An 11,954-nucleotide genomic window follows, 5' to 3' on the forward strand; every position below is an offset into this window, starting at 1 on the left:
TAACCACTAGCCACCAGCCACCAGCCACCCACCAATGACAAATGACAAGTAACCACTTTGTCTTTTAAGTCGAAAAACTTTACCTTAGAACAAAGGACTTATAAAATACCAATTTTTATACAAATGTTAGCGCCGTTAAAAACAATCCGAGAAGCGATCGCCCGTTGGTGGTTTGAGCTAACTCTGCCAACTAAGTTGATGGCTGCTGCGACGCTGGTGGTTTCGTTAATTGTCAGTGGTTTCACTTTTTGGGCAGTTAACACGATTCAAGTGGATGCAAGGGTAAATGAAACCCGCTTCGGACGTGACTTGGGGTTGTTACTTGCTTCTAACGTTGCCCCTCTGGTAGCGGAGAATAATTACACCGAAGTCGCTCAGTTTTCTCAACGCTTCTACAGTAGCACTTCTAGCGTGCGCTACATGCTCTATGCCGACGAAGCAGGAAAAATCTTTTTTGGAATTCCTTTTTGGGAACCAGCCGTACAAACTTCACTGACAATTGAGCGCCGGATTCAGTTACCGGAAGATTACGCCGCTAATTCTGAATTGCCGATGGTGCGACAACACCGAACGCCTGATGGGGAAGTCACTGATGTTTTCGTCCCGCTCAATCATGAAGGTAAATATTTGGGAGTATTAGCAATTGGAATCAACCCAAATCCTACAGTTGTCACCTCTTCCAATCTCACCCGCGATGTAACAATTGCTGTTTTCGTGTCAATTTGGGTCATGGTCATTTTGGGTGCTGTCTTCAATACTCTCATGATTACCAAACCAATTAAAGAGTTATTGACGGGTGTAAAAAATATTGCGGCTGGCAATTTTCAACAGCGGATCGATCTGCCTTTGGGGGGAGAACTCAAGGAATTGATTTTCAGTTTTAATGAAATGGCAGAACGTTTAGAGCGTTATGAAGAACAAAATATCGAAGAACTCACTGCCGAGAAAGCTAAATTAGAAACTTTAGTTTCTACTATTGCTGATGGTGCTATTCTGCTTGACACCAATATGCAAGTGATTTTAGTCAATCCCACAGCACGACGGATTTTTGGCTGGGAAAATGGAGAGGTCATTGGAGATAGCGTCTTAAATCATTTGCCAATGTCGGTGCAAGCGGAATTAAATCGCCCTTTATACAAGATAGCAAGGGGAGAAAGCGAAAGTGCAGAGTTTAGAATTCCGCTTTCTCAGCCAACTATGCGCACGATTCGGATTCTTCTGACTACCGTTCTCGACCAACATCGAGAAAGTATTAAGGGAATTGCTATGACAGTGCAAGACATTACTCGCGAAGTCGAACTGAATGAGGCAAAAAGCCAATTTATCAGCAACGTCTCTCACGAATTACGCACGCCTTTGTTTAATATCAAGACTTATATTGAAACCCTTCACGACTACGGTGAAAACCTCAGCACCGAAGAACAGAGGGAATTTTTAGCAACTGCAAATAACGAAACCGATCGCCTCACTCGTTTGGTTAATGATGTCTTAGACTTATCTCGTTTAGAATCTTCTTGTCGGATCTATCATTTTGAAGGGGTAGATTTGGCACAAGCAGTCGAACAAACTTTGCGAAATTATCAATTGAATGCTAGAGATAAAGGAATTGAATTAATTCAGCAAATCGAACCCGAACTACCACAAGTTTTTGGACATTACGACTTATTGCTTCAGGTATTTACTAATTTAGTTGGAAACGCACTTAAATTTACTCAGCAAGGTGGAAAAGTAGCGATCCGTGCGTATAAAATGGAGCCTGCAAGCGGCGATCGCATTGTATCTCCCCAGGTGAGAATTGAAATTTCTGATACAGGAATTGGTATCGATCCAGAGGATCAAGCAGCTATTTTCGATCGCTTTTTCCGCGTGGAAAACCGCGTACACACTTTAGAAGGAACCGGGTTAGGACTTTCTATTGTGAAAAATATTATGGACAAACATCATGCCAACATTCATTTGGTTAGTGAGGTTGGTGTCGGGACAACTTTCTGGTTCGATCTAGCAATATTTCAAGAACATAGTAATAAGAGTATGGGCATACCAGAAGTAGATATTTCAACTGAAAATGCAATTGATACAACCGCTCATGTAGTTTAACGCGATGAAATGCGATCGCGTACACTTGTTATATCTTGCCATCCATAGGCAATTTCTTTTAACATTACCCCGCCTCTTTCAATTTGTTTTTCGTATACTTTTTGTCCACCAATATTTTCATAAAATCCACAAGCAGGGTTATTTGCTAATACCCAAACTAACATTGAGTTAAAACCCAATTCAGATAGTTTATCCACAGCAGATAGAGTTAATTTGTAACCAATTCCCTGACGCTGGTATGCTGCTAAAATGTATATGGCATATAACTCACCTTTGTAAGTGCGATCGCTAGTTCGTTCTTTTCCACTATTAGCAAAACCAATAATTTCTCCTGAATTGTTCTCAGCTACATCAACGAATTGGCTGCTACTCATAGTATCTTCTATAATTTTTTGCCAAGCAATCTCTCGCTGCTGGTAGGAAAGTTTAGCTAGATATGATTCTGGAATAATTCCTTTATATGTCGTATACCAAGTATCTACATGTACCCGTGCGATCGCTTGTACGTCATTTAAATTTGCTTCTCTTATAATCATTACTCGCTCATCGTTGCCAGAATTTCGAGTTTAGCTCATGCTATAATTTTTACAAATTTCTTACCATAGTTTGTGCATTCGATGGAAACAACCCGCTTATCAAGTGAAGGTCAAGTTATTATCCCAAAGATATTACGCAGTATTCATGGTTGGGAAGCAGGACAAGAACTGATTGTAATTGATACAGGTGATGGCATTCTGCTTAAACCTAAAAAACCTTTCCCAGAAACAACATTGCAGAATGTTGCAGGATGTTTGAAATATCAAGATAAGCCTAAAAGTTTAGGTGAAATGAAAGATGCAATTCGTCAGGGAATAGCGGCTCAGTGGCGTGGTTTCAGTTGACACGAATACCGAATGTTTATCTCACAAATATAAACGCGATCGCGCAAGTTTTGCAATGGCACGAAAATGGCTTAGATTTTGCTGATGCATTTCACCTAGCTCAAAGTCAGAATTACTCAGCAATCTATACGTTTGACGAAAAGTTTCTGAAACGGGCAAAAAATTTATCAACGCAATGTGAGGTCAAGCAACCTGGATGAATATTGCGTTGATAATATATTTCTCTAAAAAATAAAAAATTTTCCAGCCTGCTGCAAATCTACGTTACCACCGCTGATAACCACTCCAACTCTTGCTCCTGGTGCAGTGACAACACCCTCTACTAAAGCGGCGGCGGCTAATACTCCTGTGGGTTCGACGACAATCTTCATTCTCTCCCACAAAAAATACATGGTGCGTTTAATCGCATCTTCCGATACTGTCACCATGTCATCTACATATTTCAATACTAAAGGAAAAGTAATTTTTCCCAAAGACGGAGTACGAGCGCCGTCAGCAATTGTATCGGGATTATGAACCGTATGCAGAGTTTTGCTATGAAACGATCGCGTTGCATCATCTGCTCTTTCCGGTTCTACACCAATAACTTTACATTGCGGAGAAAGTGTTTTAGCCGCGATCGCGCATCCCGATAACAGACCTCCACCACCACAACAAACTAAGAGTAAATCTAATTCTCCCACTCCTTCGATTAATTCTTTAGCAGTTGTACCCTGTCCGGCGATAACTTGAGGACGGTCGTAGGGGTGAATAAAAGTGAGTTGGCGTTCCCGACAGAGTTCGGCTGCTAACTCTTCCCTTGTCATTTCGGCGCGATCGTATAACAGTACCTCTGCACCATAACCCTGCGTAGCAGCTAACTTCACAGCTGGAGCATCCTCCGGCATGACAATTGTAGTGGGAATGTTGAGTAATTTACCCGAAAGCGCGATCGCCTGAGCGTGATTTCCCGAAGAAAATGTGAGTACACCCTGCCTTTTTTGTTGTTCTGAGAGCTGAGACAAAGCATTATACGCTCCCCGAAATTTAAATGCTCCCATTCTTTGGAAGTTTTCGCACTTAAAAAACACCTGTCTTTGCGTCAGTTCGTTTACCGTTCTGGAAGTCATTACGGGAGTTTTGTGAGCAACACCTGTCAACCGTTGGTGTGCTGCTTCGATATCTGCAAAGGTGACAATATTGGTGTCGATGGGAGCTTCTGTTTTAGACATGACTCAAAGCGATGAGGAAACAGACTAATAACAACCCTAGAATTAACAGCAAAGATTGATTGCGCTTCAGCCAATTTTGCAACCCAACAGCAGGACTCCTACTTTTTTGTCTTTGCTCCTCCTCCAATCGTTTTTGCTCGATGTTTTGGTAAAGCGTACACTCTGTCGCATATGGACGCTGGGGATACGTGCAGCTATCATCTAAATGGTAAGTACAAGTTTTACACAAAGGTTCGTCACCGGTAGCACGGTGTAAGGGAATGCCTGGATGACCGAATGCTTTGAGCGGCGTGCGGCAATAAGGACAGTTGACTACCTGAGAGTCAACTGCTTGATGACAACGGGGACAGGTAGGCATGGTACAAAGCAATTACGACTGAGGAAACTTGCGAACTTGATACTCGGATGACTGAATCAACTCGTAGGTTTTCCCCATCTGCTGGGCAAACTTAGCATCAATCTTGTCGAGTTGCTCGGTAGGGATAGATTTCCATTGCTCTCGCGTTGCCCAACGAATAATCATCACAACCTCCGTTGGGACATTAGGTTCTATCCAAACCTCTTTACTGAGAAAACCAGGATAGCCAGATAGTGCAGTCGTCCAAATTTCTGCATCTTTTTGGATAAATTTCTCCCTTAATTCAGGAGTAACTTTAAACTTGAGAAACTCAATAACCACGCGCTTTTTTCTCTACTGCTCGAAAGGATGGCGATCGCCAAATTTGCCAGAATATAACAGGAGGAGTTGGGGTGACATGTTTTTAGCATAGCTCGATCGCAGCGCTATTTCTGTAGGGGCGAGTTCACCCGAAATCTCTGTAAGTCACAAAGTCTCTTGGTAAACCCGCCCCTACAACTTGTTGATAAATTCCTTTAACTAACTGGATAGCAGGATGGATAATAACAACTGGATTAAACAACTATTGATGCTTGGTGTTGGTACGACTTCCCTTGTAGCTGAGAAGTTGCGGGAAGTAAGCGATGAATTGGTCAAGGATGGCAAAATGAATTCTGACCAAGCCAAAGTGTTTGTAGACAACATGATGCAGCAGCTCAAGATCGATCCCACAACTTTTGAGGCGCAGTTGCAACGGCAGATCCGTAATGTCATGCAGGATCTTGGCGTACCCCGTCAGTCAGAAATGGACGAGTTACGGGGACGGATCGATCGCCTAGAGCGTCAAATCCGCGATTTGGAAAATAAGATGTGGCGTTAGATGGTAATGGGTAATGGGTAAGTCAAAAGCCAAAAGTCAAAAGTCAAAATCAGCCTCTAGTCTCTCGCCTCTTGCGATCTCCAACTACCAATTACCAATTACCAACTACCCCATTACAAGATATAGTAGTGACGCACTTGCATAGCTGAAGGAGGGTCTAATTTTGAAAGAAATTCTCATCAGCGTGGGAATTACGTTAGTTTGCGTAGTGCTTTTGGTGCTAGCTCAGGTAGGAGGAGCGAAAGATAACGCTCTGGCTGAGACTACATCTGTTCAAGCATCAACTCAAGCCACATCCAGCACGCTTATAGCCCAGAAGCCAACGCAAACCCCAACTGCACCAAATAAGGTAACTCCAATGTCTGACAATAAAGCAATTACAACTGATTCTGGGCTGAAATACACCGTCCTCCAAGAGGGAAGCGGAGAAATGCCGAAAAAAGGTCAAACCGTCGTAGTTCACTATACAGGAACTTTAGAAGATGGTTCTAAGTTCGATAGCTCTCGCGATCGCGGTCAGCCTTTTTCATTTAAAGTTGGTACGGGACAAGTCATTAAAGGCTGGGATGAAGCACTCAGCACGATGAAAGTAGGCGAACGTCGCCAAATCGTCATTCCCCCAGAATTAGGTTACGGCGCTCGCGGTGCGGGTGGCGTTATTCCTCCCAACGCTACGCTGATTTTTGACGTGGAGTTGTTGAAGGTTAATTAATTAGTCATTTGTCACTGGTCATTTGTCATTGGCAAACACAAATGACCAATGACGTAGGGCGTAGACACCCGAAGGGTGGCTTCTCGAAGAATAGCCCTTCCCGAAGGGTATGACAAATGACAATTTAAAAATTCTGCTTGGCTAAATTCACAAATTTGGTCAAGTTTGGATCGAATAATAGCTTCACGGTTCCGGTGGGACCGTTGCGGTGTTTGGCGATGATGACTTCGGCAATGTTGCGATCGGGAGAGTCGGGGTTGTAATAAGAATCGCGGTAAAGCATAATCACGATATCCGCGTCTTGTTCGATCGAACCCGATTCTCGCAAGTCTGACATCATCGGGCGTTTGCTATTCCGGGCTTCTACACTACGGCTGAGCTGAGAAAGGGCAATAATTGGTACGTTGAGTTCTCTCGCTAAACCTTTGAGCGATCGCGTGATTTTTGATAATTCTTGGACGCGATTATCGCCGCTACCTTCCATTAATTGCAAATAATCGATCAGAATTAAACCTAATTCTTTACCTTTTTCTGCTTGCAGGCGACGAGCTTGACTACGCATTTCCATCACGGTAATGTTTGGCGTATCGTCAATATATATCGGTAAATCTGACAGTTCGCCGATCGCGTGAGACAATAATTCCCACTCGTTCTGAGCAATTCTTCCCGTCCGCAACCTCTGACTCTCAATTCCCGCTTCGCTGGACAACAAGCGCTGTACCAGCTGCTCTTTTGACATTTCCAAACTAAATACTGCGACAGGAAACTTGTGCAGTCTCGCAATATTATGCGCCAAACCTAGAGCAAAGCTGGTTTTTCCCATTGCCGGACGACCAGCGATAATAATCAAGTCAGAACGCTGGAAACCGCCCGTCATCGCATCGAGATCGTAATAGTTACACGATAGCCCAGGCTGAGCAATGCCTTGATTGTGACTCTCAATATCTTGAAAGGTATAGATTAAAGTATCGGAAATTGACACTAATTTCTGCTGCGGGCGTTCCTGAGTCACGCCGAAAACCTTTTGTTCTGCTTGGTCGAGGACAGTTGCTAGTTCTTTCTCTGTCTCAAATCCTAGTTGGACGATTTCATTTCCCGATGTAATTAACTGACGGCGGAGATACTTATCCATCACCAAGCCAGCTAAAGCATCAATATTAATTGCGGAAACCGTCCGGTCTACCAGCTGGACTAATTTGCTTTTACCACCGATTTTACTGAGGAGTTCGCGATCGCTCAACCAACCAACAACACATAGTAAATCTGTAGGTTTACCCTGCGCGTGCAGTTGCAGTGCGGCGCGATAAATTTCTTTATGGGCATCAATATAAAAGGCATCGGCAATTAGGCGATCGCTCACTCTGCCAATTGCTTCGGGATCGAGTAGAATACCACCTAGAATCGCTTCTTCTGCCTCAACATTTTGAGGTGGCAGGCGATCGACACCATCACTGACAAATTTTTGTTGATTATTGTACATATATAAAAAATAACAGGCAAAAGTTCAAGAAGCTCTCTCTACTTTTACCCGATTTTTTAATCAAGGGGTAAGGGAGAAGTCAAAAGTCAAAAGTCAAAAGTCAAAATTATTTATTCACAAATGACCAATGACGAATGACCGATGACTACTCTGCTACAACCTTCACTTCTACCGTTGCTGTCACATCTTGATGTAACTTCACATCAGCTTTGTAAGTACCGAGTTTACTAATGTCAGGTAAGGTAATACCACGACGATCCACTTCTTGACCGATCGCTTGCTGAATTAAGGTAGCTAATTCCCGGTCTGTCACCGTACCAAAGATTGCTTCTTTCTCTCCTACTTGCTTGGCAATGGTGAAACTGCCAACTTTTTCTAAAGCCGCTTTCAATTCTTGTGCTTGCTGCTTTAATTCTAATTGCCGTTGCCGTTCAACTTCTCGACGACGTTCGACTTGCTTTAAAACTCCAGCTGTAACTGGTACTGCCATTTTTTTAGGCAGCAAATAATTGCGGGCGTAGCCTGGGGCTACATCAACTAGGTCGCCATTTTTGCCTAGCTTGAGTATGTCTTGCGTTAAAACTAATTGCACTCGTTTCGCCATGAGCTGTCCTGTATACTTAAATATTTTTCTGCGATCGCGGTTACTACTGAAGATAGGATACCAAACCAATCCTTTGCACCGGACTACCCCCTATCATCTTTCTATGAGAGAAAGATAAGAGGGGGTAGAGTACCTGTACCAACAGGTTTGTAGCCTTGAGCCGCGACCGACGGTATGAAAAGGCTCTTACCTTTGCTACCGTCTCCAGACTCATCTTTAATGGAGCTAGGGCAAGACTTACTATTTTAGTCGAATTGTAGAGATAAATGCAAGTAAAGGTGGGTTCGCCAACCATATTTATTGCTCAACTTGAAAATCTATGTAAACCCGCCTTTACCAGACTTAGAGAAAGCAAAAAGCGCCCCCCTTTTTGGGGAGGCGCTTATGAGTTAGAAGAGCGAATTAGCCATTGAGGGAAGGAGCTTCGACAGCAGCTAAGTCGAGGGGGAAGTTGTGAGCGTTGCGCTCGTGCATCACTTCCATACCCAGGTTAGCGCGGTTGAGGATGTCTGCCCATGTACCAATCGCATGTCCTTGAGAGTCAACCACCGACTGGTTGAAGTTGAAGCCGTTGAGGTTGAACGCCATGGTGCTGATGCCCAAGGAGGTGAACCAAATCCCGATGACGGGCCATGCTGCGAGGAAGAAGTGCAGCGCGCGGCTGTTGTTGAACGATGCGTATTGGAAGATCAAGCGACCGAAGTAGCCGTGAGCTGCAACGATGTTGTAGGTTTCTTCTTCTTGTCCGAATTTGTAACCGTAGTTCTGAGATTCGGTTTCGGTTGTTTCACGTACCAAGGAAGAGGTAACCAAAGAACCGTGCATCGCGCTGAACAGCGCTCCACCGAATACACCAGCTACACCTAATTGGTGGAAGGGGTGCATCAGGATGTTGTGCTCGGCTTGGAACACTAACATGAAGTTGAATGTTCCCGAAATGCCCAAGGGCATCCCGTCAGAGAAAGAGCCTTGTCCGATTGGGTAAATCAAGAAGACTGCGGTTGCTGCTGCTACTGGTGCAGAGTATGCGACGCAGATCCAAGGACGCATTCCTAAGCGGTAGGATAGTTCCCATTCACGTCCCATGTAGCAGAATACGCCGATCAAGAAGTGGAAAATTACCAATTGGTAAGGTCCACCGTTGTACAGCCATTCGTCTAATGAGGCTGCTTCCCAAATCGGGTAGAAGTGCAAGCCGATGGCGTTGGAAGATGGCACTACTGCACCAGAGATGATGTTGTTGCCGTAGATCAAAGAACCTGCTACTGGTTCGCGGATCCCGTCGATGTCTACCGGGGGGGCGGCGATGAAGGCGACGATGAAGCAGGTGGTTGCAGCGAGCAACGTGGGGATCATCAACACGCCGAACCAGCCAATGTATAGGCGGTTCTCTGTGCTTGCTACCCAGTTACAAAACTGTTCCCACAAGGAAGCGCTTTCGCGTCTTTGTAATGTGGTTGTCATGGTTCTATGTATTGCGTTTGGTTATGCAAATCAGGGTTTGTTTTCCCTGTTGTTAACACTATAAAGAACTTCATTGAGTTTTGTAAAGATTATGAAGATTAGCTTATATTATGAATGTTATAAGTTTGTTTTATAATTTAACAACTCAGCCTAAAAATAAAAGAGCTGAAAACTTTTTCTAGCAAAGCTTTCAGCCGTATTACATAAGTAGCTAATTCTGAATTGCGAATTAATGAATTACGAATTAGTTTTCTTCCTTAGCCTCCTCAGCTCCCTCAGCTCCCTCAGCTCACCCAAACGAATATTCTTTAACAAAGTACGAGGAACTCAACCAGGAGGCCAACTCATTTGTCGCCCGCCAAGAATGTGAAGGTGCATGTGATCCACAGTTTGTCCGCCGTCTGCACCAGTATTAATCACGACGCGATAGCCGTTATTCAGTCCTACTTGCTGGGCGACTCGCTTAACAGTTAGTAACAAATGACCCATAAGGGCGTGGTCGCGAGATTCGGCATCCGATAGCTTGGCTATAGGTTTTTTGGGAATCACGAGGATGTGAACGGGGGCTTGGGGATTAATATCTTTAAATGCGATCGCCAGTTCGTCTTCATAAACGATATTGGCGGGAATTTCTTTACGAATGATTTTGCCAAAAATAGTATCTGTAGTTTCACTCATGCCGATCGCCCTTGAACTCTGTTAGAGATTCTAAAGGGTTCTTGTCATGGAAGAAAGATAAAATGCTGGCACGGGTTTGGAGTGCATCAATTGTCGGTATCGATGCTGTCAAAGTAGGAGTCGAAATCGATGTCTCGGCGGGGCTACCGGGAATTGTCGTGGTAGGATTACCGGATCTGGCAGTTCAGGAGTCGAAAGAACGGGTGAAAGCAGCGCTCAAAAACGCTGGGTATGCTTTTCCGCTGAAAAGGATCGTAATTAACTTAGCGCCAGCAGATATTAGGAAAGAAGGACCCAGCTTCGATTTACCGATGAGCGTGGGCATTTTGGCGGCTTCAGAGCAGGTCAACCCGCAAATGCTAGGGGATTTCTTATTTCTGGGTGAAGTCTCCTTGGATGGCGGCTTGCGGGCAGTGGCTGGTGTCTTACCCGTGGCGGCGGCGGCGCAAAAAATGGGGATTACTGGGTTAGTCGTACCCGCAGATAATGCCCAGGAAGCAGCTTTAGTGCAAGGGATATCAGTTTATGGTTTTCAATCTTTATCGGAAGTCGCAGCATTTCTCAATCAGCCAGAAAAGTTTCAGCCCGTGCAGTTTGAAGGCACGCGGGAGATCGTCAGAAGTGTCCATTGTGGTGCAGATTTAAAAGATGTCAAAGGACAAGCTCACGCTCGTAGAGCCTTAGAAATTGCCGCAGCTGGGGGGCATAACTTAATTTTTGTGGGTCCGCCTGGGAGCGGGAAAACGATGTTGGCTCGTCGTCTTCCGGCGATTTTGCCACCACTCAGTTTTCATGAGGCGTTGGAAGTTACCCAAATTCATTCCGTAGCGGGGTTGTTAAAAAATAAAGGTTCGCTAGTTGCAGAACGTCCCTTTCGTAGTCCCCACCATTCCGCCTCTGGTCCTTCTTTAGTTGGTGGCGGGACTTTTCCTCGTCCTGGGGAAATTTCTTTAGCTCACCACGGAGTTCTATTCTTAGATGAATTAACAGAATTCAAGCGGGATGTATTGGAATTTCTGCGCCAACCTTTAGAAGACGGTCACGTCACTGTATCTCGTACTCGCCAATCGGTGATGTTTCCCGCCCAATTTACTTTAGTCGCGAGTACAAATCCTTGTCCTTGTGGTTATTTTGGCGATTCAATCCAAGCGTGTACTTGTTCCCCCAGGCAAAGAGAGCAATACTGGGCAAAGCTTTCGGGTCCCTTGATGGATCGAATTGACTTGCAGGTGGCGGTGAATCGACTGAAACCAGAGGAAATTACCCAGCAACCTACGGGGGAAGATTCGGAAAGCGTTAGGCAAAGAGTACAAGCAGCACGCGATCGCACCTGCGATCGGTTTGAGTCAGAATTATCGGTAAGTTGTAACGCAGCAATGCAAAGTCGCCATTTGCGGAAGTGGTGTCAGTTAGATGATACTTCTAAAAGCTTATTAGAAGGAGCAATTCGGAAATTAGGCTTGTCCGCCAGAGCCAGCGATCGCATTCTCAAAGTGGCGCGGACAATTGCCGACTTAGGGGCAGAGAAAAACTTGCAAAGCCATCACGTCGCCGAGGCAATTCAGTATAGAACTATAGATCGAATGCAGTAACCGCGCTAAATTACCCAT

Annotated in this window: 13 protein-coding genes and 1 pseudogene; 6 read left to right on the top strand and 8 right to left on the bottom strand. The window is 44.6% G+C overall.

The features are described from left to right. Positions 1-123: 123 nt before the first annotated feature. Positions 124-2,097, top strand: coding sequence for a two-component system sensor histidine kinase NblS (nblS, locus tag CHRO_RS19620; protein WP_015155964.1), 1,974 nt, complete (start codon positions 124-126; stop codon positions 2,095-2,097). Here the strand turns inward: nblS and CHRO_RS19625 are convergent. Next, positions 2,094-2,633 (bottom strand): GNAT family N-acetyltransferase, encoded by a 540-nt coding sequence (locus CHRO_RS19625; RefSeq protein ID WP_015155965.1) that lies wholly within the window; start codon positions 2,631-2,633, stop codon positions 2,094-2,096. The genes nblS and CHRO_RS19625 overlap by 4 nt on opposite strands. 81 nt (positions 2,634-2,714) lie before the next feature. On the opposite strand from CHRO_RS19625, the gene CHRO_RS29875 reads away from it, so the two are divergent. Then, on the top strand, positions 2,715-2,978 hold the full coding sequence (locus CHRO_RS29875; protein ID WP_015155966.1) for an AbrB/MazE/SpoVT family DNA-binding domain-containing protein: 264 nt from the start codon (positions 2,715-2,717) through the stop codon (positions 2,976-2,978). Between the two features lie 2 nt (positions 2,979-2,980). Next, positions 2,981-3,178: pseudogene (locus CHRO_RS19630) on the top strand (PIN domain-containing protein); the annotation flags it as partial. A gap of 24 nt (positions 3,179-3,202) precedes the next feature. Here CHRO_RS19630 and CHRO_RS19635 read toward each other — a convergent pair. Genes CHRO_RS19635 through CHRO_RS19645 form a run of 3 tightly spaced genes read right to left on the bottom strand, consistent with a single transcriptional unit; the run spans position 3,203 to position 4,868 of the window. Continuing rightward, positions 3,203-4,189, bottom strand: coding sequence for a threo-3-hydroxy-L-aspartate ammonia-lyase (locus tag CHRO_RS19635; protein WP_015155967.1), 987 nt, complete (start codon positions 4,187-4,189; stop codon positions 3,203-3,205). Continuing rightward, positions 4,182-4,547 carry a hypothetical protein gene (locus tag CHRO_RS19640; RefSeq protein WP_015155968.1) on the bottom strand — a complete coding sequence of 122 codons (366 nt, stop codon included), beginning with the start codon at positions 4,545-4,547 and terminating at the stop codon, positions 4,182-4,184. The genes CHRO_RS19635 and CHRO_RS19640 overlap by 8 nt, the downstream gene beginning before the upstream one ends. Before the next feature lie 12 nt (positions 4,548-4,559). Next, complete coding sequence (locus CHRO_RS19645; RefSeq protein ID WP_015155969.1) at positions 4,560-4,868, bottom strand: TIGR03792 family protein; 309 nt, start codon at positions 4,866-4,868, stop codon at positions 4,560-4,562. A 214-nt stretch (positions 4,869-5,082) separates the two neighbouring features. Here CHRO_RS19645 and CHRO_RS19650 point away from each other — a divergent pair, with 214 nt between their 5' ends. Then, the gene (locus CHRO_RS19650) at positions 5,083-5,406 is read left to right on the top strand and encodes a phasin family protein (RefSeq protein WP_015155970.1); all 324 of its coding nucleotides are present in this window, start codon (positions 5,083-5,085) and stop codon (positions 5,404-5,406) included. Between the two features lie 163 nt (positions 5,407-5,569). Beyond that, entirely contained in the window at positions 5,570-6,118 is a 549-nt protein-coding gene (locus tag CHRO_RS19655) for an FKBP-type peptidyl-prolyl cis-trans isomerase (protein WP_015155971.1), read from the top strand. Between the two features lie 124 nt (positions 6,119-6,242). On the opposite strand, the gene dnaB is transcribed toward CHRO_RS19655, so the two are convergent. From dnaB to CHRO_RS19675, 4 genes are all read right to left on the bottom strand, one after another. After that, positions 6,243-7,598, bottom strand: coding sequence for a replicative DNA helicase (gene dnaB / locus CHRO_RS19660; protein WP_015155972.1), 1,356 nt, complete (start codon positions 7,596-7,598; stop codon positions 6,243-6,245). Between the two features lie 145 nt (positions 7,599-7,743). Further along, entirely contained in the window at positions 7,744-8,202 is a 459-nt protein-coding gene (gene rplI, locus CHRO_RS19665) for a 50S ribosomal protein L9 (protein WP_015155973.1), read from the bottom strand. 402 nt (positions 8,203-8,604) lie between these two features. Then, a complete protein-coding gene (psbA, locus tag CHRO_RS19670; protein ID WP_015153219.1) occupies positions 8,605-9,666 on the bottom strand; it encodes a photosystem II q(b) protein in 1,062 nt (353 codons plus the stop codon). Positions 9,667-9,993: 327 nt separating this feature from the next. Next, positions 9,994-10,344: a histidine triad nucleotide-binding protein gene (locus tag CHRO_RS19675; RefSeq protein WP_015155974.1), complete on the bottom strand. Its 351-nt coding sequence runs from the start codon at positions 10,342-10,344 to the stop codon at positions 9,994-9,996. 62 nt (positions 10,345-10,406) lie between these two features. Here CHRO_RS19675 and CHRO_RS19680 point away from each other — a divergent pair, with 62 nt between their 5' ends. Then, complete coding sequence (locus tag CHRO_RS19680) at positions 10,407-11,936, top strand: YifB family Mg chelatase-like AAA ATPase (protein WP_015155975.1); 1,530 nt, start codon at positions 10,407-10,409, stop codon at positions 11,934-11,936. Positions 11,937-11,954: the final 18 nt, after the last annotated feature.

Origin of the sequence: Chroococcidiopsis thermalis PCC 7203 (assembly GCF_000317125.1) — a bacterium.
GTDB lineage: Bacteria > Cyanobacteriota > Cyanobacteriia > Cyanobacteriales > Chroococcidiopsidaceae > Chroococcidiopsis > Chroococcidiopsis thermalis.